The following is a 23,681-nucleotide window of genomic DNA, read 5'->3' on the forward strand; positions in this document are numbered from 1 at the left end:
AACAATGAAAACAATGAAAAATAAGATATCAATTGGCCTGATTGGCTGCACAGTTGCCCTGGCAGCTGTATCCCTGCTCAATGCCTGTAAAACAAGTAAGCCGGCCACCACTGCCGGTAATGGTTATCCTTCCTTTTATAAAGTAGGCCACCGCGGTACCCGCGGACTGATGCCGGAAAATACCATCCCTGCCATGTATAAGGGATTAACTACCGGCGCCAATACCATCGAATTTGATGTGCATATTACGAAAGACGGACAGGTAGTGGTATATCATGACGCTTCTTTTACCCCGTCGTATACCACATCTCCCGAAGGGAAAGATATACCTGCAGAAAAACGTAATGACTATATTTTCTACCAGATGAACTATGCCGATATCAGGCCATTTATTATCGGTGAAAAATTTTATCCCGCTTACCCGGAACAACAAAAGATGCGCTCCTACGCGCCATTGCTGTCGGAAATGATCGACTCCGTGGAAGCCTATACGAAAGCAAATCATCTGCCTGCGGCTTACTACCTGCTGGAAATTAAATCCTCCGAAAAAACAGATGGTAAAGAACAGCCGGCGCCGGAAGAATATATCACCAAACTAATGGCGGTAAAACAACTGCAGCCGCTGGGGAAACGCCTGCTTGTACAATCATTTGATATGCGCCCGTTGCAGGTGATACACCGCCGCTACCCGGATATTAAGCTAGGTTTTCTTACTGATGATAAAAAGAACGGATTTGATCAGCACCTGAGCCAGCTGGGATTTACACCCTTTTTTTATAACCCTTCCTATAAACTGGTAACACCGGAGCTCATAGGAAAATGTCACGATAAACATATTCAGATTGTTCCATGGACGGTAGACGACCTTACTGAAATGAAAAGGCTGAAAGCAATGGGCGTAGACGGCATCATCACCGATTACCCCAACAGGTTGCAGGCAGCAGGGATATGACCATTTTTTAATCAACCATCATAACAAAAAACACGTATGAAATTACTTGCACGATTCCGGCGGTTAAAGCCGGCTGTGTTCCTATTGCTATGCATCGGAATCATCGGTAGTAACAGTTTAACTTTACAGGCGCAGGATCAGCCGGTGACCGGAAAAGTAATCGCCGCCAATGGCACGCCGCTCATCGGTGTAAATGTTCAGATAGCGGGCACCACCCGCGGCGCCGCCACAGACGCTGCCGGCGCCTTCAAGCTCAATGCCCCGGCAAACGCGGTATTGAAATTTTCCTTTATCGGGTATCTCCCGAAAGAAGTAAAAGTAACCGGTAAGCCGCTGCAGGTAGTGCTGGAGGAAGATGTACAGAAACTGAATGATGTGGTAGTAGTGGGCTACGGCACACAAAAGAAGGCCTCTCTCACCGGCGCCATCACTACAGTGAAAATGAGCGACAAGGCAGGCCAGCCTATTACCAACGTCAGTAACGCCCTGCATGGCGTTCCCGGCGTATTTGCCAATCAAAGCAACAGTCAGCCGGGTGTTGACCGCAGCACTATCCGCATCCGCGGCGTTGGTACACTCAGCGGCAACGATCCGCTGGTATTGGTAGATGGTATCGAATATTCCATGGATGAACTGAATCCAAACGACATTGAAACCATTACCGTACTGAAAGATGCCGCTGCTTCCATTTATGGATCACGTGCCGCGAATGGCGTTATTATCGTTACTACCAAAAAGGGTAAAGGCGCTTCGCATGTGAACTACAGCTATTTCTATGGTCAGCAGAAAGCTACCTATTTACCCGATGCCATCAACGATCCCATCGTGTATATGAAGCTGAAAAACCAGGCGCTGAAGAATGAAGGCAAGGCCCAGGAATACAGTGATGCCGATATCGCCGAATATGAAGCAGGGATGAAAACAGATCCTTTCACCTATCCTGCAAACGATTGGTATAAAATTGCCCTTAAAAACGGTGTCATACAAAAGCACGACCTCAGCGTGGCCGGTAGCGGCGAAAAGTACCAGTACCGCCTGTCGCTGGGCTACCTCGACAGAAACGGTATCCTCTTCGGACCCGGTAACCATGAAAAGAAATATTCTGTAGGCTTAAATGCGACGATGGATGTTAGCAAACGGTTGCGCGCAGGCATCACCTTAGATGGTTACTACCGTAACTATACCACACCTTTTTATACTGATAGCTGGTCTTATTTAGCACGTACGCTCCCTATCCTCACAGATACCCTGGCAGATGGCCGCTACGGTAATTCCTGGATGAGGACCACCGGCCGTAATAACTGGGAAAACCCACGCATGCTGGCTTTTAACGGCCTGCAAACGAAAATAGTACAACGTTTCCTGACCACGGTTTTTGCTGAATACAAACTGCCGTTTGATATCAACTATAACATCAAATTTGGAGTGGATAAATATGATGGTTTGCTCAACGGCTTCACACCACGTATGCAAACCTTTGATCCGAAAACATTCAAAGCTACCAACTGGAATAGCCCGGCTACTGCACCAAGGTCTGCTAAAACAGACTATAACAACATGAACATCCATTTTTATAATACACTCGACTGGAAAAAGTCGTTTGCAAAACATAACGTGAGCGCTATGGTGGGCGCCAGTTATGACAATATGGATGCAGATACCTGGGCCACCAGCATGTATGGCTACCTCGATGGCACGCTGGATGCATTAAGCGCAGGTACCACCTGGAATGCCACCAGTGGTAACATTACCCGCGATGTACTGGAGTCTTATTTTGGTCGCGCTAACTACGATTATGACGGTAAATATTTACTGGAAGCCACTTTCCGCTACGATGGTTCCGGCAGGCTGGGTAAACAAAGCCGCTGGGCATTTTTCCCGTCCGTATCAGCCGGCTGGCGTATTGATAAAGAAGCATTCTTCCAGTCAGGGTTTATCAACTTCCTGAAGCTGCGCGCCTCTGCAGGTAAAATGGGGAACCAGGCGGTTGACCTGTACAGCACACAGGCCTCTGTGTTGCTGGGAGAAGACTATAGTTTCGGTGGTATCCTGAATTCCGGCGCTGCGAAGAAAGCAGATGCGGATTCTTCACTCAGATGGGAAATTACCAATACCTATAACGTAGGTGTGGATATCAACATCTGGAAAAATCGTTTAGGCTTTACCGTTGATGCCTACCAGAAACTTACCAATGGTATCCTCCGCTCCGTAGCCCTGCCATCACAGGTGGGCGACCTCACAGGGCCTAAACAGAACGTAGGCTCCGTGAAAAATATCGGCCTGGAAACCACGGTGCAGTACACCGATCATTTCGGCAACCTCGATGTAAACGTATACGGAAGCTTGTCGCTGAATAAAAATGAAGTAACGGATCTGCATGGCGAAATTATATACGGCACCGGTACCATTACCCGCGAAGGACGACCGATTGACGCCTATTACCTGTTACAGGCAGAGGGTATTTTTCAGTCGCAGGATGAAATAGATCATAGCGCCAAACAATCTGCCAATACCAAACCCGGCTATATCAAATACAGGGACGTGAATAACGACGGCATCATTAATGGTGATGACCGTGTTATTGTAAACAGTTCTTCATCGGTACCTAAAACGACCTACGGATTTGGCTTTAATCTCGGTTACAAAGGGATAACGCTTACTGCCGCATTCCAGGGTATCAGTGGTGTGAAAGCACTGCCGGTAGCTAACCTGGCATTCCCTTTCAACAACGGCGCCAATGCTACCTGGGAGTGGACCAGGGATACCTGGACACCAGACAACCCCAATGCCCATTTGCCTATTGTTACTACCAGCACCGGCGGTATCGATAATTTCCAGCGCTCTACTTTCTGGTTAAGAGATAACTCCTACCTGAGGTTGAAGAATATACAACTGGGTTATTCGTTGCCGCAAAGCTTATTGTCGAAAGTGAAGATACAGAAGGTGAACTTCTTCATCAATGCAGAGAACCTGCTGACGTTCTCCCGTTACAAGGACTTTGATCCGGAGTCTGTATTGGATCAAACAGACCTGTACACTTACCCGATGTTGAGAACCTTTAACGGCGGTATTAACATTACGTTCTAAATAATCAAATGACAAGTAACATGAAGAAAATATTTCTTTTACTTTTCTGCGCAGGTTCCCTGGCTGCAGGTTGCAACAAAAGTCTGCTGGACACTGCCCCGCATGACCGCTATACTGAGGAAACATTCTGGAAAACACCGGAAGCCGCTTTCGCCGGATTGGCAGGCTGCTATTCCGTATTACGAAACGCGGGTGTTTATGGTGGTAAAACTTCCAACAATGCTACTGCGTTATGGGAAGAAACCTTATCTCCCAATGCCTACAACCAAACGGATGCATTGAGTTTTAACTCCATCGCCAGGGGCACACAGATGTCCAGTACCGGTGGCATTGTAACCGGCCGCTATGCTGATTGTTTCAGTGGTATTGGCCGTTGCAATACTTTCCTGGCCCGGGTGGATGACGTAGCAGCTATTGATCCCGCGGTAAGAAGAAGAATGAAAGGAGAAGCCTATTTTCTGCGCGGCCTCTATTATTTCATGCTCCAGAACTACTATGGCGCAGTACCATTGATACTGGCGCCGCCGGATAAAAATACCCAGTCCGATCTGCCGCGTACACCGCGTGCCGAGGTAGTGAGCCGGGTACTCATTGATCTCGACAGTGCAGCTAACATACTGCCGTTGAAATTTACCGGCGCCGATCTGGGAAGAGCAACGAAAGGTGCTGCTATGGGGTTAAAGGCAAGAGTGCTGTTATATGAGGCGAGCCCGCTGCTGAATACCACCAATGATGTTACCAAATGGAAAGCCGCCGCAGATGCAGCTAAAGCAGTAATAGACCTGGCCGGCACCGGCTATGATCTGTTTGCCGACTACAGGGGATTATTTTTGCAGCCTAATGAAAATAACAAGGAAGTTATTTTTGATGTGCAGTATATATTCCCGCAGCAGGGTAGTTCTTTTGACCTGATCTGTGCACAGTACAATACCAATGCACCATTGCTGGACCTGGCCAAAACATACTATACCAACAAAGGCTTGCCAATTACTGATCCCGCTTCCGGATATAATCCCGATAGCCCCTATCTGCGCCGTGATCCGCGCCTATATGGTACATTCACTTATCCGGGCGATATGTACCAGGGCGCCATCATTAAACCTACCCGCTTTGCCATCACCGGTTATGGCATGAAGAAGTATAGTTTGTATGATAGCATTGCACCGCCCAAAGATAAATCTGATCTGAAAGACGGACAATCCGATATTAATTTCATTGTGTTGCGCTATGCTGATGTATTGATGATGTATGCAGAAGCACAGAATGAAGTAAGTGGTCCGGATGCATCCATCTTTACAGCGCTAAACCGCATACGCGACCGTGTAAAAATGCCGCATATAGATGGAACGTTAAGCAAAGAGGCATTGCGTGCTGAGATCCGTCATGAAAGGCGCGTAGAGTTCGCGGGGGAAGGGCTGTACTACAGCGATATCCGTCGCTGGAAAACAGCTGAAACCCTGATGAATGCTACTGTTCAGAATTACAGTGGTAAAAACCTGGAGACACGCCGGTTTGACAAAGATCGGGACTACTGGTGGCCTATCCCGGTAGGCGAAAGAGATCTGAATCCAAACCTGGAACAGAATAAAGGATATTAAATTATTAGCTTAAAAGCGTGTATGCGATAACGTTTGTTATCGCATACACGCTTTTTGTTAGCGCTGCCAGGTGGCCATATACGCACACGTTTTTTTAACAGGATACCACTCCCCATGTTACCCATCAGGCTTCCTGGCAAACACAACCGCCTGATTTTGGCGTTTTTTTCCAAACAAGGAACTGCTCTTATTCCCTAACTTTACAAAAAGTACAACAGCTATGGCAGACACTCATTCCAAAGGAAAATTGAAGCATGAACAGGTACAGTACCTCGAATTCCTGTCAAAAAACATTACCCGCGCCAAGGAATTTTATACCAATAGTTTTGGCTGGAAGTTTACCGACTACGGACCGGACTATACGGCATTTGAAGGCGATTATGTAGATGGTGGCTTTACCACGGGAAAGCCGGTAAAAGGTACTGTGTTGGTAATTCTCTATTCAGATAATATTGAGGCAACCCAACAAAAGATCATTGCAGCTGGTGGTACCATTGTAAAAGACACCTTTAATTTCCCCGGTGGCAAACGCTTCCACTTCACAGATCCTGACGGTTACGAACTGGCTGTTTGGGCTTTATAACAACAATCATATGAACAACCTGCTGGTACTCCTGGTGTCGGTCAGTTTTATGCTGGCCGGTGGAGACAACGCGTCCGTTACAAGAAATGCTGCTATGGCAAATGACATCACCTATCCGGTAAAAAACATCAGTGTTGCTATCAATAAACCTGCAAAGGAAGTGTATCAATTCGCTTCCCAACCGGAAAACTTTCCCAAATGGGTAGCTTTTGTCCGGGCAATCAGGAAGGAAGACAACCACTGGATCGGTACAACCAGCCAGGGCGATATCCGGATAAAATGGCCTGTTCCAAATGAGTACGGCATTCTCGACCACCAGGTAACATTTGCCAACGGTGAAACGGTAGATAACCCTATGAGAGTTATTACCAATAATAAAGGCTGCGAATTTGTGTTTACCCTGTTTCGTATGCCCGGCAAAACTTCTGCCGAATTTGAGGAAGATGCAAAGCTGGTAACAGCGGACCTGCAGACCTTAAAGAAAACCATGGAGAAGAATCACTAATGGAACTGAATTATTTTCAAATATTGTTCCGGCGTATGCCGGAACAATTATAGAATTTCCACTTCTTCCGGGATAACAAATAATAGGGTGCATCCCGTTTTTGAAGTAACTGCATGCTTAAAATTGGGAGGAGTATATAAATAGTCGCCCGCTGTAAGCGTTACGCCCTCCAGTGTTACTTCCCCGCTGAGCACATATATTTCTTCTCCGGCAGGATGATTATGGTAAGGATAGGTGGCTCCCGCTTCAAATTTCAACAGTATGGTTTTGGAACGTTGCGCGGTTTCATCATACCGGAGAGAGATGACAGATATGCCATGATACCGGATGCCTTTTTCAATTAACGGCTGCCATTCTTTTTGATTATTTCTTACGATGTAGTGATGGATGTCGGTATTCATATTTTTCGTTTTATTTAGTTGAGTAATAATTGATCAATGCTCCATTTGTAGGAGGGCATCGTTGCGAGGAGAAAAGCGCCTGTGCAGAAAGCAAAAACGGAATAGTCCATTGGTTCCTTTATGCCAAATGACCAGGTCATGGCCAGGGCAAATAGCAACGAAAGGATGGCGGCGCTATAGGCGGCATAGTTTGTTTTAAACCCGATAAGCAATAGTATTCCTAACCCGGTTTCCAAAATGGTGCTGGTGATGGCAATGGCAGGAATAAAACCTTTGGGTGCAAATGAGTTTACCTGTGCTGTATAATTTAGAAAATTGTTCCAGCCGGAAGATTTGGATCCCCATAGGTTAAGCCGGCTCGCTACGGCCGATAAAAAGCCGGATGCCAGCGCCAGGCGCAACAGGAGGCTTGCTAGGTCTGTGATTTTCATGTCCTGATTTTTTAAACAGATAATTAATCAGGCACAAAGATGGCTCATAAAGGAGGCCTAAAGAATAGAGAATGCTGAGAAAAACATGTAATATTTATATCGTTAGCTTTTCTTTATACTGCTTGGGGGAGGACTTTGTTTGTTTTTTGAAGAAATTGGAAAAATAAAAAGGGTCGTTAAAGCCGAGTTGGTAGGCGACTTCTTTTACCGACAAATTCCCATAGGTAAGCAGTCTTTTAGCCTCAGACGTTACTAACCCATAAATAACATTTTGAGCCGTTTTACCGGTATGCAGTCTGGCCAGTTCGTTTAGTTTTAATTCGGTAGTGCCAAGCATATTGGCCAATTGACCGAGAGAATAGTTATGTTCAAAGTTGTTTCTTACCGCTTCTAAAAATTTGAGGAATAAGGCATCGGGTTTCCAGATTTCATCTCCCCTGGCAACTTTCGCCCTGTTAATGGCTACCAATATCAATTCTATCCGGCTATGAACAGAAATAAGGTATTGATATGGCTGATGAAGCAGTTCTTCTTCAATTGATCTGAGTTGGGCTTCAACAATTGTTTTATCAACCGGTATCACTTCGTTCATCGCAAAGTGGCAAAATAGTCCATTGTGGAAAATCAGTTCAATGTCTTTGTCATCTTTACAAAAGAAGTCTAAGGTAAATTCAAGTATATAACCTTTGGCCTTTGGTGGCCTGCTAAGACTATGGATTTGCCCTGATGTAATGGTAACTGTTTGTCCTGCAGAAAGGTGGAATTCCTTTTCATCAATGTTCATAGCGAGGTTGCCTGAACTGCAATAAATTAATACGTATCTCATAATACGCCGTGGATGTTCCAGACCGGTAATAGTTTCCAGAGATGCTATCGTAATCATTTGTTTCCGCGAGATAAGGTTCTTTACAATGTTAACGAATTTTTGCCGTGAAAAGATAAATAGCCATAAATAGACGATGATGAACTTCCCCGGTGGGTAACCGCAGGGGGAATAACAAATTATTAACAATATGAACCATTATATTCCGCTTGTCAGCCCAACCACTTCGGCGTTTGATTTGTTATGATAATTACACAACTATAAAAGAGCAGGTTTAGCTATAACCAATGATGGATGAAACAATATGCCTGTAATGCCCTCCATGAGATTTAAGTATTTGTTTACTTCTTAAAAAACAATTGCAATGCGTACATTACTCAAAGTGACCCTCGAAGTAGAAGCATCCAACAAAGCACTGCTGGATGGAACACTTCCAAAAATTATGCAATCAACCAAAGAAAAATTAAATCCGGAAGCAAGTTATTTTCTTGCACTGGATGGATGCAGAACGGCGATATTCGTCTTCGATCTTAAAGACCCCTCCGAAATACCAGGCATATCTGAGCCTTTCTTTATGTCGCTTAATGCTAAAGTAGAGTTTAGTCCTGTTATGAACGCAGAAGACCTGCAAAAGGGACTCCAGAGTTTGGGAGTACCGAAATAAAAATCCATATCGCGAAAGTTAGGATCGTTGACCCTCACCCAAATGGGTTATTCATTTCTCTGCAGAATGGAGTGGGGGGTTATATCTATTGCTTTGCATTAACCCACTCCTTACTACTCTCTCTATTGGCGATACTTGTAGTTTTCTCATAAAAAATCCCGAATACGGTTTTCCGTAAGAATCGACATTTTTCTTCCTCTATTTTTGATACGTAACTATTAAAATAGCTTTTATGAAATTAATGTACTACGTATCAAAGATCCGGCAAGACAATGGAGATCATGAAGTCCACCACGAAACTTGCCGTGTGGTCCCCAAGCCTGAAAACAGGAGAGCACTGGGAGAATTTTCTGACTGCAAAGATGCTGTCAGTGCAGCCAAAGAAATCTATCCAACAGCAGATGGCTGCAAAATATGCTCTCCCTCATGCAATACGAGATAGCACCTCGCAGATGAACAGGTACATCGCCTCTTCCTTTCGCCATTTATTACTGAACAGGCTTCATTTGTAAACCTGCATCTGCTATGGAACGCATAGATCAGCAGCCATTCCTTTTGCCTGAATTAAACATTGTTAGTTATGGGTTGGTCATACCGTAAGTCTTTTAGTGCCGGACCATTCAGAATGAACTTTTCTAAAAAAGGTATCAGTTATTCAATGGGAGTGAAAGGTGCACGCATTAATATGGGGCCAGGAGGGACATACGTTAATTTAAGTACGCATGGCATCAGCTACCGGCAAAAGATACCCGGTCCTGCTGCTCCTTTACCCCGCCCTGCGTTTGAAATACAACCGGATGATGCACCCGGTAATATAACTTCTGCGGCAGTGGAAGAACTGACTGATACAGATTCCCTGGCATTTATTACAGAACTGAATCAGAAGTCCGCAAGAATTTCTTATGTGAAAGAAGCGAAATTTCCGCTGTTACTTATCCCGATGGTGTTGCTGTTTTTTTCTTTTGGTAAACGGGATAGAATAGTGCAACCGGCGGTAGACAGTACCATTGTGAGAGTAATTGCATTTAATGGTGCCAATATTCGAAAAGAACCCCATCTAAAATCCAAGGTTTTGCAAACAGTCGATTATGATCAGAAATTTGCATTACAGGATAGCTCAAATCAGGAATGGCTGCAAGTAAGACTACCGGACTTTTCCGGTTATATAAACCGTGAAGTGGCGGAAATTAACCATCTGTCTTCTGAAGAAGTGAAAGAAGAAGAGACGTACCTGGTAAACCGGTATCTGGGTTATGAATTGGCCCTATATGTGCTTTGTTTTATCCTATTTATCCGTTGGTTGAAAAAATTGGATAAGAAAAGACTCCGCATTGAACTGCATTATGACATGGACGATAAATACCAACAGGTGTACCAGCAATTTAAAACACATTTTGTTACCTTTTCCCGGTCTTCAAGAATCTGGCAATATCTGAATGCGCAGCGCACAACGGATTATAAGCGAAATGCAGGAGCGGGTAAGCTGATAAGAAGGGTGGGGATACCAGGACTGTCTGAGAACAAAATGCCGGTTCGTTATTTTGTTGCTAATGTAGCCATTCCATGTATCTCACTCCATAAGATGGAACTGTATTTTTTACCTGAACGCCTGCTGATAAAGCGCGGAAATACTTTTGCAGCCGTATTCTATAAGAATTTACGCATAACGGGTATTGTTACGAATGTTGTTGAATCAGAAGTGCTGCCACAGGATGCAAAAGTGCTCGACTACACCTGGCAGTATGTAAATAAGGCGGGTGGACCGGACAAGCGTTTCAATGACAATCGCAGGCTGCCGGTGTGTGCCTACTCAGAGTATACGTTTACATCAGATACCGGCGTTTTTGAAATTATTGCTACTTCAAAACTTTCGGCTATGGATGATTTTGCAGGGTTTATTGGTAAAATTGGCGCTTTACAATCCAGGATGGAAGAGATGCATTTTAATTAATAGTAAGGGCCGGCCAATGGCCAGCCCTCGCTATTTATCATCATAAAGGTGAAATATTATTCCGTTATAATAATTTTTCCACTCATGATCTGTTTGCGCGTATTCGTTTTATTATTGAAAATACTATAGATGTAAATACCTGCCGGCAGCTCGTTCGTTTGAATAGTACCGCTGTTGTTTAGCAATTCCCGCTTCATCATTTTTCCATTCACATCGTACAGCTGTATCAGGATAGTGCCTGGGCTACTGTTACGGACATGAACGGGTTCTCCTCTCCGCAATAAAGTTGGATATACCTTGACGTTGCTGGCAGACAAAGTATTTGTCTTACTCAGCATTGGACTGGTATCCGGGCAACCGGTAAAGGAAAGCTCTCCTACAGAGGTCCACGCATTGCCATTTACTTCCGAAGTGGCAGTGAGTTTCACATATTTTGCTTTTACGGTAGGACTGAAAACAACATCCTGGGCTGCCGTGCTGTTGGCGAAGTTGCCGGTAGCTACCTGTGTCCAGGTAAGACTGTCTGTACTTACTTCTACTTTGTAGGCATTAATCCGGCCGTTTACGGCTGCCTGTCTGGGTGTGTAGGTAAGCTTGCTCAGATTATAGGCGCCGCCCAGGTAGATGGACACATAGTGTGGCATTGGCGCGGTACTGTTGTACCATTGCGTATGCCAGAAGGTGTTAATATTGCCGTCAATTACATTGGTAACCGGCGCGCTTTCTCCAACCGTTTCCTGGCTGTCGAATTGGGAGATCCTTAATTGTGTACGTGGTATCGGCGTATTACAGCCGGGTGTTGCAGGCGGAGTACCAGGAATACCCACGCCAAAGCCACCGAGACCCGTATTAAATGTAGCAGAAACATAATAAATCGTAGCACCTTTTTTACCGCTGGAATCACGGCTTACCTCAAAGCCTCCCGCACCGTCCGGATAGGGATTACCAGGTGTTACATTGCTGATGTTACTGATTTCCTTCACCATCTTTATCGTATCCCATGATTGTGCCGTAGCTGCTGCCCAACCTTGTTTCTCTGTCTGGTTGTAATAAAGCGTTACACTAACCCTGCCGGAAGGATTGTTGTTGGCAGGCGTTATTTTCACGGTTTTAGAAGCCAGGTAATGTGCGGCAGTGCTATCCCAGAATGGTGCGGCGCTGCTGCCTGCCCTGTCTATCTTTACGGTAGTACATCCGTAATCAAAACCGGACTGGTTCTGTATTTTGGCGATAATCGCGCCGCTGGTATCTGAAAAATAAACAGTTGCATTAGGTCCGAGATACTGTGTGGTACTGCGGTTTAATACACTGGCTACCGGCGTCACAGCAGGTTTGGTATTGATGATCAGGTTAGGCCTGGTAGAACCGTAACCGGGGGCGTTAAACGTACAGCCGGCGCCGTTGGTCTGGCGTTGGAAAGCCGTAGGATTAGCCCCGCTTACAGATATGGATGCTACGAGATTATCTCCCTGGTTACTGCCATCTGCGTTATCGTAACAGGATTGGATGAGCAGGTTGGAATAACCATCCCAATAAAATGGTTGTGAGAAAGGTACCTGAATCCAGCCTGTATCCGGTACATTGATCGTGCCTGTATATACACTGGTAAGCGGGCTGTTGTCAAACACCGTATTGGTGAAGGCTACCTGTGGTGTAAGTCCCACCTTTACGTTAAAGTTCTGGAAAGTGCTGATAGTGGTCACTGTTCTGGAGCTGACATGGTAGGAGATGGAATTGATGTATCCTTTTTGTATGCCTGCTGCCCTTAACTCACTGGCCGGATAAATAGTTTGTGCTTTCTTATCCGATTGTGTGCCGTTAAACGGACTGGAGGCACTTCCTCCTGTAGTACCGTTGCCATAGGTCAGGTTGACGAGTGCGGAGTCTCCCACCGGTGAAGCGTCCGGATAGGTGATGTCCACGCGTGCTGTTTGCGCAGATGGATTGGCCATGGCATTGGTGGTGCCGTTAACGCTGAAGGTAAGCAAACTGAATTTGCTGGAAGGATCTGTTTTGCTGCCATAAATCCTGATCGTAACCGTTCGCGGGGCTGTTTGCCCGGAAGCAAAAATTACGGTATCGCTGGGAGTGGTGAAGTTACCATTGGTGGTTACATCAAAATCAATTCCCTGCTTGGCGGAAGACGTGGAGCCTACTACCAGCTGTACGTTTGCATTGCCGGTTGGCGCGGGGCTGATGGTCAGGTTCACAGGGTAATCCGTATAGGGCTTACATCCCGAAATGCTGGTGCCGGCAGCAGTGGTACCAATGGTTGTTGCTGCAAAGGAGATCAGCGGAGTGATGGCATTGTTTAGCTTGGTACCAAAAACGCCTCTTCCATAAAAGCTCACTCTTAATTCGCTGCTGTCAGCGTTACCGGTATTATAAGCAAAGAGATCTGTAATATCTGCTACAGTAGGGAGCCCTATGGAATACAGTCCCCAGTCGTTCATGGTTTTATTGCGGTAATACACGCCACGTGCGGTAGCCAGGTATACGGTTTCATTAGTGGCATAACGATCTTCCAGCAGGCGGATCACATTTACCTGTGGGAGGGTACCACTGATATCAGTATAAGTGTTGCCTTTGTCGCCGGAGCGGTATACGCGGCTGCCGCAGGAAAGGTACACCACATTGGTATCGCTGGAAATGGTAGTAATGCTGGCAGCTACATTGGTAGCGGCCGGCGCGGCAATGCTGGTAAAAGTGGGAGTGGCTGCAGTAGCATTGCGGGAGCTGTATACCTTCTGATTGGTAGTAACATAGAAAACCACGTTGGCATTGACGTTACTGATTTGTACCGCATTAATTTTCTCCGCGGCACTGGCTACCTGGGTCCACGAGGGAGAGCCAGCAGTAATATTGGCGCTTCGCCATAAACCGGTATCTGCGGCAAAGGCGATGGCTACATTCTGCGGCGTGAATTCCAGTTGCATATTGTTGGTTCCGGTGAAGGGCAGGTTATAGGAGGCGTCGCTGCCGGTCACGGACCTTCTTTTTCCGTTGTAATAATACACCTGGCTGTTATTACTGTAGTCAAAGTTGGAGCGCTCTCCCCAGTCACCGCCCCTGTTGGTAAACCAGGGATTGCCGGCATATTTATAATATAGTTCCCCGTTGTCCTGGGTACCAATGCTGATCATATCTCTCCTGATAGGACTGTTGGAGGCGTGATATACCTCTGTGGACGAAAGGCCGTTACTTTTGGGCGTCCAGGTGGTGCCGCCATCGGTGCAAAGCCATACACCGCCATCGTTGTAGTTAAATAGCCGGGTATTGTTATAAGGGTCTACTTTAATACCATGCATATCTGTATGGATCACGGAAGCCCAGTTAGGTTCCATTTGTGTCCAGGTGCTGCCGCTATTAGTACTTTTCCATATGAGGTGGCCTACTACGTATACGGTATTAGCGTTGGCGGGATCTCCGCACATGGCCCAGTTGTAGTTACCCTGACCGGTACTGGTGCTGGAATAACCATTCAGATTGGGAGAAACGTCGCCTTTTACCTGCGTGAAAGAGGCGCCGCCATCGGTAGATTTGTAAATAACACCGCCTGCGGACCCGTTATTGGAACCCACCATGCCCACATACACCCGGTTGGAGTCGGCTTTTGTTACCCCCAGCCTGGTGCCATTGGCCCCATTTGTGGGCAGTGTGAGGGTGGTAGCAGTCCAGGTATCTCCCATATTTTTGGAAGTATAAAACTTACCATCCATGGTAACGGCAAACAGGGTAGAAGTGTTTGTGACTGCTTTAAAAACCATATCGGTAAACTGACCGCCGATCAGCTGTTGCGACCAGGAAATACCGCCATCGGTGGTTTTCCAGATACCATCGTTGGTGGCGGCTACCAGTACATTGTGATTCGTGGGCGACATCAGCAGCTCCACAGCCATGCGGGTATCGATGCCGCTGTTAGCCGGCAGCCACGATTGCCCGCCGTCTGTTGTTTTGTAAATGCCCAGGGAAGTGCCGTAATAGTTGGGGTCACCGGTGCCCAGGTAAATAATCTGGTCGTTGGTATTGTCAATACACACGGAGGCGCAGGAAGCTTTCGGCAGGTCGTCGGTGCCCTGCAACTGCCAGGTATTGGACGTATCGGTACTTTTCCATAATCCCCACACACTGGTCGCATAAAGAGTACCCGAAGTGGTGGGATGAAATTTCATTTGTGTAACGCGGCCTATGCCATTGATCTGACCGGAAGAGTTGACGGGGAAGAGCACCGGTCCTATATTCCGCCAGTTGCCATAATTCTGGGCAAATGCCGCTGATGATAACAGCAGACAAGCGGATAAGATTAATAAAGGGTATTTACGTATATGCATTTCAGTTATTTCAGATTGATGGGGAAATTAGTTTTCGGTCAACGGCTATTTAATAGCGCTGCTGAGAATTACTGGTGTCTTTCTCTTTTTCCTTTTTGTCCCTGGCCTGCTTGGCGTTAATGTTGTTCTTCAGTTCCTTCTGCTGCTGCCAGATCCGTATCTGCTGGTCCTTGCTGAGAATGGTGCCGTCAGGTTGTACATAGGGAAGTACCTGTCTCCGCCACCACTGGTATTTTTTATATGCAAATGCATATTTCTCTGTTTCTTTTCTTTCTGCCGATTCTTTTCGTCTGAATAAGCCCAGAAAGCCACGCTTTCTTTCTGAATTATTTTTCACATCCAGTATTTCATCTTCTTCCACTGGTAATTCTTTCCCTCTCCAATAATCATTAAATGATTTTTCAATCACGAAGAAGTTGACATTAGGATCATCCATCATGGCGATCCAATCGGGCGCCTTGGTGCTTTGGCGGGCATGCTGCTGCGCTGATGATGCAATGCCGGAAAGCAGGAGAATCATCAGTAAAGCATAGCGCCATAGTGATCTTTTTACAAATTGTGTTTTCATTTGTGTTGGTTGTTGTGAAGTGGATAAAATATAGTTTTCAAAAGGCCAGAAAATACCGGTCATCTTTTTCATAGACCACCGGTTCCAGCTGGTAAACATTGCGTATGTTCTCTGATGTAAGCACCTGTTCCCGGTTGCCCTGAGCTATTAACTTCCCATGATGTAACAGCAGGATGTTGTCGGCGAACCGGGCGGCGATATTAAGATCATGTACCACGCCAACGATAAGCAGATTAGGCTGTTGCAGCAAAGTCTTTAACAATTCCATCAACTGAAACTGGTAATGCACATCCAGGAAAGTGAGCGGTTCGTCCAGGAACAGATAGCGGCAGGCGCCCGGAATAGGCTCCCATATCTGCGCCATGATACGGGCAAAGTGTACCCGCTGTTTTTCTCCCCCGGAAAGACTCATATAGTCCCGGTCAGCTAATGTTTCCAGGTGAAAGAGCTGCATCGCTTCCCTGCAATACCTGGTATCCTTATGACCGGGGTTTTCCCGTACGTGAGGGTATCGCCCCATCATCACCACCTCCCATACTTTTAAAGGAAAAGACAATTCCTGCTGCTGGGAAAGTGAAGCCCTTATCCGTGCCAGCTCTTTATACCCAATGGCGGAAATATTTTTATCACCATACCGGATAGTACCGGAAGAAGGCCTGATTTGTCCACCCATGGCTTTTAATAAAGTGGATTTCCCTGCCCCGTTGGGACCTATTACCAGGTGCAGTTTGCCGGCATCCAACCGGAGGTCGACAGACTGCAACAATAAGGTGTTCCCCGCTGCATAGGTTAGATGAGATACTGTCAACATCAGTAGTAATATTTTTTTTTCCTTAACAGGAAGATGAAAACAGGTACGCCGGTAACGGAAGTAACAATCCCAATAGGCAGTTCGGCCGGGCGCAGCAACACTCTTGCGGCGATATCAGCCAGGCTTAACAGGATAGCTCCCGTCAGCGCGCTGCCGATAATCAGGTAGCGGTTATCGGCCCCTCTCCAGATCCGCATTAAATGAGGAACTACCAATCCTACAAAACTGATCACACCGGTGAAAGAGGTAACCACGGCCACCATGATGACATTAATGATCAATATTTCTCTTTTGAGCCGTTGAACGGAAACCCCTGCCAGCATTGCTTCTTCTTCACCGAGTATCAGCAGGTTCAATTGCTTTGCATAGGAAAGTGAGCGCCAGAAACAGATGGCCAATACAACAGAGGTAATGATCACCGCATGCCAGCTGGCGCCGGAGAGCGTGCCCAGGTTCCAGAAAGTAATGGAGCGGGCCTGTGGATCGCGGGCTAAGTAAGAAAGAAAGCCGGTGCCACTGAGAAACAAGGCATTAATCGCAATTCCCATCAGTAACAAAGTCCCGATAACCGCTTTCCCTGTCTGCTTTTTTTCTGATAAGCCGAGTACCAGGAAAGTGGCTATCATGGCGCCGGCGGCGGCCGCAATGGGAAGCGTCCATTCTCCGGCGTTGAAATGCAGGGATGCTCCCAATACGAAATAAAGCGCCGCTCCAAAAGCCGCGCCACTGGAAGTTCCCACCAGGCCGGGTTCTACAATAGGATTCCTGAAAAGCGCCTGCAGTAATACACCGCCTACCGCCAGCGCCGATCCGGCCAGCAAACAGAAAAGCACTCTTGGTAAACGTATCTCCATAAAAATGCGTTCATTCAAAGAGAGGTCGCTATGCCCCGAGAGGGTTTTACTGAGGGCATCATATATTTCACCGGTACTGATATTAACAGCGCCATAGCAGGCAGATAACAATACCGTTAATATCAGTAATACTGCCAGGATCGGATACACGCCACGGTATTGCCTATTTATTTGCATGTATCAGTTTTTGAAAAGCCAGCACATTGGCGCCTGTGCGTGGCCCCAGGTACACAATATCGTGTTCCTCTATCCTGTAAATACGATGATGAAGCGCCGCTTTCGTGCCGGAAACACCGGGTAGCTCTTTTATTTTTTCGAAAGTACCCAGCCTGTCATATCCAAAGTCGGTTAGCAGTATTACATCAGGATCTGCCTGCGCAATAAGCTCTGCGGATACCTGCTGCATACCCTTGTCGCCACCAATAGGAATGCTCCCCCCGGCCCATCCCATTAGTTTGGCGGCGGTGCTTTTTTGAGTCAGCGCCAGGTAGATGTTCATGGCGCGTCCAAAATGAATAATGACTACTTTGGGCGTATCCGTATATTGGTGCGCGTTAGTCAGCGCAAGGGTCATTTCTGCATCCAGTTTTTTACAAAGGCTATCGGCTTCTGGTTCTTTGTGGAAATAAGCGCCCAGTTGCTGTATCATGGCTTTGTCCTGCGCTATGGTGAATACACTGTCTTTAAAAGTTTTCATAGGGACTTTCATCTTTTCCAGTTGGCGCATCACATTTTCCGGCCCTATGTTGTTGTCGTGTATCACCAGCGTTGGATGCTGCGCCAGCAAACCTTCTGCGCTTAAAGCACGGTGGTAGCCTACTGTGGGCAGCGCTTTGATGGCTGGGGGGTAGGTGCTGGAAAGGTCCACTGCTACCAGGTTCTTTTCCGCTCCCAGTGCGTAAATCACTTCATTGTATTGTTTGGATAAACAAACAATGCGGATGCTGTCGTTGTGCTGCTGCGTCTGGTGGCCAAATCTTCCGCAGGAAGTAAGCAATATCACGACCCATGGAAGGAGGATATTTTTTTTCATGATTAAAATTTATAGTTGAGATTAAACCCGCCATACCAGTTGGCTTTATAAGGGCCGGGTAAATAGATATTAGGAGTGGCGCCGCTGAAGTTGGCGTTCAAAAACACCATCGTGTAATAACGGCTGCTGGTAAGGTTGTTGCCACCGGCAAACACATCCAGCTGAAAATGCTTGCCGATAGGATGACGGTAGCCCAATTTGGCCTGTAATAACGTATAGGCGTCAGCGTAATGACGATTGTCATAGGTGATCGGCATTTTATCCACAAACTGCCAGGTGGTATTTAAATAAACACCCCATTTGGAAATGAAATCTATCCCCGCATTGACAAGGTGAGGAGGTACGCCGGAGGCTTTGTTTCCGCTATAGTCAATGGTTTTGGCATTGTTATTATTGTCGCTCCGGAACTGTTTATAGGTAAAGCTGGAATAAGTATAACTTACGAATGGCTGTATCAGGGAGAATACCTGCGGTTTTGCCGGGCGTATGGTGTAGGTTACTTCTGCTTCTATACCACGGTTTTGTTGAGCCCCGGCATTGGTGGTCAGGGAATACAGCACAGTGCCGGTATTGTCTGTTACTGCCTGCGAGGTAAGCTTATCTGTTATCTCCATATCAAATACAGCTATCTGGAACAACAGGTTTTTATGTAGCAGGGTACCTTTGGCGCCGGCTTCATATTGTACAGATTTTTCGGGTCGTAAGCCTGTATTCACCTGGCTGATCTGTGGAATCACTACCTGTCCGGATACCGGCGGGGAATAGCCTTTACTGACACCGGCATATACCGACACATTTTCATTCAGTGATTTCAGCACGCTGATCTGCGGCGTAAGTACCGGCGTAAATGTTTTATGACCCGACTGGTCCTTATGTGAAGGATTGGCGCTGTTGGTAAGACGGTCGGTGATGCTGTATTCAATGTAATTATTGCTCACACCGGCGATCACCATAAATCCCTGTGGTAACGTCAGTTCCCATTGGGTGAAAATATTGTACTGCATAGCGGATAATTCAATATCTCCTGTCTGCGCACCAGGGACATTGTTAGCCAGTCCATAGCTTTTTTTGAAAGAATTTGTTTTCTGGTATTCAGCGCCTATGCTCCCATTCAGGGTAATGGCACGACCGGTGAAATTAAGCCCGAATGCAGTGCGTGCGCCGATGTTCTGGGCAAGGTTACTGGATAGTCCTACTGCAAAGGCCTGCGATTGTTTGTACCCGGTAAACCAGGCGCTGCTGAGGTTACTGACGTGTTTGGAAAACTGGTAGTTGTGGGAAATTCCGGCGCGATAAGATTCGAAAGATACATAGCCTTTGTTTTTCAGATAGGGTACTTCCCCGGTATCTTTTCGTTGTGCAAACTGTATGCTGTCCAGTTGCCCGGCAAGCTGGTCGTTGGAATTGTTATAGGCAGCATAAACAGACAGGGTTTGTTTATCATTACTATGAAAATCTCCGATAAAGGAAACAAAGTCTTTTTTGGAGCCGCTTTGTATGCGGTAGCTGTCGTAGTTCTGGTGGCCGTAGTTAAGCATAACAGACGATTTTTCATCTGCGTATTCTATCCTGGTATTAGTTCTGAACAGGCCATAGCTTCCCGCCAGCGCTTCCTGCGAGATGCGGGTGCCGTAGGTGGCAGGTTTCAGTGTGTACATTTTCAATACACCACCAATACCGCTGCCATACAAACTGGAGGCGGGTCCTTTGATCACTTCCACTTTCCCTAATATAGAGAAATCAATATCATCCAGGATGGTAGTGCCTTCCGCATCGGTGACGGGAATGCCATTCAGATAAGCTTTGTAGCCGGTACCATTAAAATTGGTACCATTGCCATATCCCCGGATGGTAATACGCTGGCCCCCGGACATCGTTCTTTTTTCCATCCGTACACCGGGTACCAGGTTCAGCGAATTTTCGAGAAAGAGACCGTCGTTCCGGTGCAGGTCCTGCCGGGTGAGTATGGATACAGATTTCGGTTGCAACAGATCAGTGTTGGACTTGCCGGCATTGACCATTACTTCGTTTAGGGTATAGGATGCAGCGGTAAGCCCTATCATCAGTTGTGTACTGCTATTTTTAGCCGGGATCGTTTGGGCATCATATCCCATAGCCGTTACCGTTATAGTACAGTTGGAACAGTCTATGCTGAAACTGCCGTTTATGTCTGTTGAAGCCAGCAGCTTGCCATTAGAATACAGCCCCGCGCCTTTGATCGGCGTCTGTGCATAGATATCATATACCTTTCCATGTATTCCCTGTTGGGCATAGCTATGGAGCGACAGTACCGTCGCCAGTAAACAATTGATCAGGATTTTCATCGGGTGTTAATTTGGATTTTTTGTAAGAATTTTAACGTGTATACGATGCCGTTAGACATAGCCATGCTACAGCCTATAGCCGGGAAGTAAATTTTTTCATTGCTTATATATGATTTGGTTAATTACATGAATAACATAATTAAAAGTTGATAAAGGCAACTTGTATCAGTTCATTTGTTCACAGCAAGTCGGGTTCACGGAGTCTTTTGGTTCATAGAAATATCTTTCCTGTGCGGTACGGCATAATTACAATAGTGCTCAAGTTTATTTCTCTCGTTGTGCTGATGTATCTAACCTGTTTTAGGGTTACTTTTCCCGTGGTATTCAGGTATTTTAAACAAGGTTTTTTTGCTGATCGTTTAGATTCGGCTTCAGAAATTGGTCGTCGTTTATGTTCAAATAAAGCTAATAAAAAAAATTATCTGATGATAGTCTTTTTTCCTTTGTTTATTTTTTATGACAATCATGGATAATTCTGAAAAGAAATTATCATGTAAATGTAATCGGTTGTGCCGGCACTCAAGGGGATTATGCCATCATTCAGGCTTAACGCCACGGCATATGCAAGACTGATCTGCATATATATCGCAGTACGCAACATTCATCATATTCCTGAACGAAAAAGTGAAGTAATCCATTATTTGTAGTAATATTAAGGTTGAGTGCGGGTGTTTGATGCGTTTGGTTTTTAATCAACCGTTTTGATTATAAGTTCCTTCCTATGATTGATTTTAAAGTGATCCACCGGAGATCCGGACAAGTGCTGGCAGTTTTTATTTTGCTCCATATTACCAACCATCTTTTTTCGTTGGGTGGCCCGGAGCTTCATGCAACGGTAATGACTGCTTTACGCAAAATTTACCGCTTTCCCCCGGTGGAATGCCTGTTATTGTTATGCGTCGCCATCCAGATTTTTTCCGGTTTGTTGTTGATTTTTAAGAAAAGTGAGAGAAAGATATCGGCGCCACAGGTCATCCAAAGGGTAAGCGGTTTTTACCTGGCAGCTTTTATGTGTAATCATATCCGGGCGGTAATGATGGGCCGGTTTGTCTGGAAAGTGGAAACCGGGTTTCAATTCGCCGCCGGAGGCGCAGCCCATTTGCCATCTGCCTATTTCTTTATACCATATTATTTTCTTTCCGTTGTAGCAGTATTCTTCCACGTTGCCAGCATTCATTATATAAAAAGCAACGACCTGCTTGTTCATCTGCCTGACAGCAATATACCTGCCGCCAAAAGAAGAATCAAAGTTGCAGCGTTGACAATTGCGTCCGTGGGCGTTGTTACAGCAGTGTGTATAATCGGCGCTATGGTAAAGTATGGATAAAGAAAGCGCGACTTTTTTGCTTTATGCCAGTAATCGCCTGTTACGGTTTCTACTCAGTGGAAACGGTCAGCCTCCTTCCGCGTTGCTACTGAAACAAACATATTGCAAACCTTGATAAAATTAAACAGTATAATTCCATAAATTTACGAATAGGTTACCCGTTTAATTGAAATTGGAACACCCGGAATACAGAGACTACCCTGATTTATTAGTAAAGGACCGTAAGGCTATCAGAAAAAATGCAAGTCCGGGAAACAGACCCTAAAAACATTCATTTCATTTATAGCATTATGATACATACAAAAATCCTCACCATACTATTACTATTTATCCACCTGGGTATTTTTGGACAGAGCGTACCACCCTCTAATATAGGTGAGCGCACTTTTCATTTTAAAGATGAAAAACGTAACCGGCCTCTCGTTACGGAAGTATGGTATCCAACAACGGACACACTTAAAATAAGTGATAAGAAGTATTCTCCTTTTTTACGCAATTACACAGTACGCGAAGGAAGTTTACCGGCAGGTAAGTTGCCTCTTATTTTAGTTTCACATGGCACCGGTGGGAACCGGTTTTCTTTAGAATGGTTAGCACAACATTTGGTTCAATCGGGTTTTATAGTAGCTGCTGTCGACCACTGGGGCAATACATCGGATAATAAAATTCCGATTGAATTTATAAAGGCGTGGGAGAGGCCGCAGGATATCAGCTTTGTGCTTACCCAGCTGCTGAAAGACAAGGATTTTAATACCCTGATAGATGCACAAAAAATCGGTGCATTGGGCTTTTCATTTGGAGGGTATACCGTGATCGCCTTGGCTGGCGGAGTAGTTGATTATCCGGTCATGATACACTATTACCGCACCATAGGCCGCCGGGAGATGGAGTTCCCTGAATACCCGGGGTTGGGCCACTTACTGTATGACAGTACTTTGTTGGCGGCTACTAAGCATGTTCCGGATTTGAAAGATAACCGTATCAAAGCCTTCCTCGCCTTGTCTCCGGGTACAGGGCCGGGCTTTATCCATAAACAGCAGTTTAAAAATGTTCACGGACCCGTTTTTATTACCGGCTCACTCGCAGATAGTATGGCGCCTGTTAAAGGAAATGCGAGGGTATATCATAAGCTGATCGCAGGTTCGGGTTACTATGAGTTTGGCGGTAAAGTTGGGCATTATGTAATGTTGCCCGAAGCAAATAGCGAAATGAAGAAAGAAGCGCCGATGCCATTTGTAGATGATCCTTCTGTAGACAGGCACCAGGTGCATTTAAAAATAGACAGCCTCGCGGCTGATTTTTTCAGTAAGAATTTGAAATGAGCGCTGGACTCATTTTCGAAGAATACCGGGTTAAACGAAAAGGGACAAACCATTGTGATAATGATTTGTCCCTGCTTGCGGAGGGGACGGGACTCGAGCCTATGGCTCTGCCGAAA

19 protein-coding genes are annotated in these 23,681 nt (G+C 45.9%); 10 read left to right on the forward strand and 9 right to left on the reverse strand.

Going from position 1 to position 23,681, the window contains the following annotated elements; all coding sequences use genetic code 11:
• Positions 1-4 precede the first annotated feature (4 nt).
• The 5 genes from KE626_RS10840 to KE626_RS10860 all read left to right on the forward strand — a co-directional run bounded on the left by KE626_RS10840 (position 5) and on the right by KE626_RS10860 (position 6,725).
• On the forward strand, positions 5-952 hold the full coding sequence (locus tag KE626_RS10840) for a glycerophosphodiester phosphodiesterase family protein (RefSeq protein ID WP_211972917.1): 948 nt from the start codon (positions 5-7) through the stop codon (positions 950-952).
• 36 nt (positions 953-988) lie between these two features.
• Positions 989-4,039 carry a SusC/RagA family TonB-linked outer membrane protein gene (locus KE626_RS10845; protein WP_211972918.1) on the forward strand — a complete coding sequence of 1,017 codons (3,051 nt, stop codon included), beginning with the start codon at positions 989-991 and terminating at the stop codon, positions 4,037-4,039.
• Positions 4,040-4,059: 20 nt separating this feature from the next.
• Positions 4,060-5,637 carry a RagB/SusD family nutrient uptake outer membrane protein gene (locus KE626_RS10850; RefSeq protein WP_211972919.1) on the forward strand — a complete coding sequence of 526 codons (1,578 nt, stop codon included), beginning with the start codon at positions 4,060-4,062 and terminating at the stop codon, positions 5,635-5,637.
• A 220-nt stretch (positions 5,638-5,857) separates the two neighbouring features.
• The gene (locus KE626_RS10855; protein ID WP_211972920.1) at positions 5,858-6,220 is read left to right on the forward strand and encodes a VOC family protein; all 363 of its coding nucleotides are present in this window, start codon (positions 5,858-5,860) and stop codon (positions 6,218-6,220) included.
• Positions 6,221-6,230: 10 nt separating this feature from the next.
• A complete protein-coding gene (locus KE626_RS10860) occupies positions 6,231-6,725 on the forward strand; it encodes a hypothetical protein (protein WP_211972921.1) in 495 nt (164 codons plus the stop codon).
• A gap of 47 nt (positions 6,726-6,772) precedes the next feature.
• Here KE626_RS10860 and KE626_RS10865 read toward each other — a convergent pair whose 3' ends face one another.
• The 3 genes from KE626_RS10865 to KE626_RS10875 form a co-directional block, all read right to left on the reverse strand.
• A complete protein-coding gene (locus KE626_RS10865; protein ID WP_211972922.1) occupies positions 6,773-7,126 on the reverse strand; it encodes a cupin domain-containing protein in 354 nt (117 codons plus the stop codon).
• Between the two features lie 14 nt (positions 7,127-7,140).
• On the reverse strand, positions 7,141-7,557 hold the full coding sequence (locus KE626_RS10870; protein ID WP_211972923.1) for a DoxX family protein: 417 nt from the start codon (positions 7,555-7,557) through the stop codon (positions 7,141-7,143).
• Between the two features lie 94 nt (positions 7,558-7,651).
• Complete coding sequence (locus KE626_RS10875) at positions 7,652-8,383, reverse strand: AraC family transcriptional regulator (protein WP_249207402.1); 732 nt, start codon at positions 8,381-8,383, stop codon at positions 7,652-7,654.
• A gap of 361 nt (positions 8,384-8,744) precedes the next feature.
• Here KE626_RS10875 and KE626_RS10880 point away from each other — a divergent pair, with 361 nt between their 5' ends.
• The 3 genes from KE626_RS10880 (at position 8,745) to KE626_RS10890 (ending at position 10,995) form a co-directional block, all read left to right on the forward strand.
• Positions 8,745-9,044, forward strand: a complete 300-nt coding sequence (locus KE626_RS10880) for a hypothetical protein (RefSeq protein WP_211972925.1) — start codon at positions 8,745-8,747, stop codon at positions 9,042-9,044.
• Positions 9,045-9,325: 281 nt separating this feature from the next.
• Entirely contained in the window at positions 9,326-9,556 is a 231-nt protein-coding gene (locus KE626_RS10885; protein ID WP_211972926.1) for a hypothetical protein, read from the forward strand.
• Positions 9,557-9,624: 68 nt separating this feature from the next.
• On the forward strand, positions 9,625-10,995 hold the full coding sequence (locus KE626_RS10890; RefSeq protein ID WP_211972927.1) for a DUF4236 domain-containing protein: 1,371 nt from the start codon (positions 9,625-9,627) through the stop codon (positions 10,993-10,995).
• A 56-nt stretch (positions 10,996-11,051) separates the two neighbouring features.
• On the opposite strand, the gene KE626_RS10895 is transcribed toward KE626_RS10890, so the two are convergent.
• Genes KE626_RS10895 through KE626_RS10920 form a run of 6 tightly spaced genes read right to left on the reverse strand, consistent with a single transcriptional unit; the run spans position 11,052 to position 20,916 of the window.
• Positions 11,052-15,326, reverse strand: a complete 4,275-nt coding sequence (locus tag KE626_RS10895; RefSeq protein WP_211972928.1) for a discoidin domain-containing protein — start codon at positions 15,324-15,326, stop codon at positions 11,052-11,054.
• 49 nt (positions 15,327-15,375) lie between these two features.
• Positions 15,376-15,966: a hypothetical protein gene (locus tag KE626_RS10900; RefSeq protein ID WP_211972929.1), complete on the reverse strand. Its 591-nt coding sequence runs from the start codon at positions 15,964-15,966 to the stop codon at positions 15,376-15,378.
• Positions 15,932-16,705, reverse strand: coding sequence for a heme ABC transporter ATP-binding protein (locus KE626_RS10905; protein ID WP_211972930.1), 774 nt, complete (start codon positions 16,703-16,705; stop codon positions 15,932-15,934). The genes KE626_RS10900 and KE626_RS10905 overlap by 35 nt, the downstream gene beginning before the upstream one ends.
• Positions 16,705-17,736 carry a FecCD family ABC transporter permease gene (locus KE626_RS10910; RefSeq protein WP_211972931.1) on the reverse strand — a complete coding sequence of 344 codons (1,032 nt, stop codon included), beginning with the start codon at positions 17,734-17,736 and terminating at the stop codon, positions 16,705-16,707. The genes KE626_RS10905 and KE626_RS10910 overlap by 1 nt, the downstream gene beginning before the upstream one ends.
• Positions 17,723-18,592, reverse strand: coding sequence for a heme/hemin ABC transporter substrate-binding protein (locus tag KE626_RS10915; RefSeq protein WP_211972932.1), 870 nt, complete (start codon positions 18,590-18,592; stop codon positions 17,723-17,725). Before KE626_RS10915 ends, KE626_RS10910 begins: the two co-directional genes overlap by 14 nt.
• Before the next feature lie 2 nt (positions 18,593-18,594).
• Complete coding sequence (locus tag KE626_RS10920; protein WP_211972933.1) at positions 18,595-20,916, reverse strand: TonB-dependent receptor; 2,322 nt, start codon at positions 20,914-20,916, stop codon at positions 18,595-18,597.
• Between the two features lie 721 nt (positions 20,917-21,637).
• Here KE626_RS10920 and KE626_RS10925 point away from each other — a divergent pair.
• Both KE626_RS10925 and KE626_RS10930 read left to right on the forward strand, forming a co-directional pair.
• The gene (locus KE626_RS10925) at positions 21,638-22,243 is read left to right on the forward strand and encodes a succinate dehydrogenase/fumarate reductase transmembrane subunit (RefSeq protein WP_211972934.1); all 606 of its coding nucleotides are present in this window, start codon (positions 21,638-21,640) and stop codon (positions 22,241-22,243) included.
• A gap of 290 nt (positions 22,244-22,533) precedes the next feature.
• Positions 22,534-23,565, forward strand: coding sequence for an alpha/beta hydrolase family protein (locus tag KE626_RS10930; protein WP_211972935.1), 1,032 nt, complete (start codon positions 22,534-22,536; stop codon positions 23,563-23,565).
• Positions 23,566-23,681 lie beyond the last annotated feature (116 nt).

The organism is Chitinophaga hostae (genome assembly GCF_018224885.1).
Lineage (GTDB): Bacteria > Bacteroidota > Bacteroidia > Chitinophagales > Chitinophagaceae > Chitinophaga > Chitinophaga hostae.

Coding starts and splice junctions, on each gene's coding strand:
- KE626_RS10855 (WP_211972920.1), top strand. CDS start 5,858: ATGGCAGACACTCATTCCAAAGGAAAATTGAAGCATGAACAGGTACAG.
- KE626_RS10905 (WP_211972930.1), bottom strand. CDS start 16,705: ATGTTGACAGTATCTCATCTAACCTATGCAGCGGGGAACACCTTATTG.
- KE626_RS10860 (WP_211972921.1), top strand. CDS start 6,231: ATGAACAACCTGCTGGTACTCCTGGTGTCGGTCAGTTTTATGCTGGCC.
- KE626_RS10870 (WP_211972923.1), bottom strand. CDS start 7,557: ATGAAAATCACAGACCTAGCAAGCCTCCTGTTGCGCCTGGCGCTGGCA.
- KE626_RS10890 (WP_211972927.1), top strand. CDS start 9,625: ATGGGTTGGTCATACCGTAAGTCTTTTAGTGCCGGACCATTCAGAATG.
- KE626_RS10900 (WP_211972929.1), bottom strand. CDS start 15,966: ATGAAAAAGATGACCGGTATTTTCTGGCCTTTTGAAAACTATATTTTA.
- KE626_RS10930 (WP_211972935.1), top strand. CDS start 22,534: ATGATACATACAAAAATCCTCACCATACTATTACTATTTATCCACCTG.
- KE626_RS10915 (WP_211972932.1), bottom strand. CDS start 18,592: ATGAAAAAAAATATCCTCCTTCCATGGGTCGTGATATTGCTTACTTCC.
- KE626_RS10845 (WP_211972918.1), top strand. CDS start 989: ATGAAATTACTTGCACGATTCCGGCGGTTAAAGCCGGCTGTGTTCCTA.
- KE626_RS10875 (WP_249207402.1), bottom strand. CDS start 8,383: ATGAGATACGTATTAATTTATTGCAGTTCAGGCAACCTCGCTATGAAC.
- KE626_RS10840 (WP_211972917.1), top strand. CDS start 5: ATGAAAACAATGAAAAATAAGATATCAATTGGCCTGATTGGCTGCACA.
- KE626_RS10925 (WP_211972934.1), top strand. CDS start 21,638: ATGATTGATTTTAAAGTGATCCACCGGAGATCCGGACAAGTGCTGGCA.
- KE626_RS10895 (WP_211972928.1), bottom strand. CDS start 15,326: ATGCATATACGTAAATACCCTTTATTAATCTTATCCGCTTGTCTGCTG.
- KE626_RS10865 (WP_211972922.1), bottom strand. CDS start 7,126: ATGAATACCGACATCCATCACTACATCGTAAGAAATAATCAAAAAGAA.
- KE626_RS10910 (WP_211972931.1), bottom strand. CDS start 17,736: ATGCAAATAAATAGGCAATACCGTGGCGTGTATCCGATCCTGGCAGTA.
- KE626_RS10880 (WP_211972925.1), top strand. CDS start 8,745: ATGCGTACATTACTCAAAGTGACCCTCGAAGTAGAAGCATCCAACAAA.
- KE626_RS10850 (WP_211972919.1), top strand. CDS start 4,060: ATGAAGAAAATATTTCTTTTACTTTTCTGCGCAGGTTCCCTGGCTGCA.
- KE626_RS10920 (WP_211972933.1), bottom strand. CDS start 20,916: ATGAAAATCCTGATCAATTGTTTACTGGCGACGGTACTGTCGCTCCAT.
- KE626_RS10885 (WP_211972926.1), top strand. CDS start 9,326: ATGAAGTCCACCACGAAACTTGCCGTGTGGTCCCCAAGCCTGAAAACA.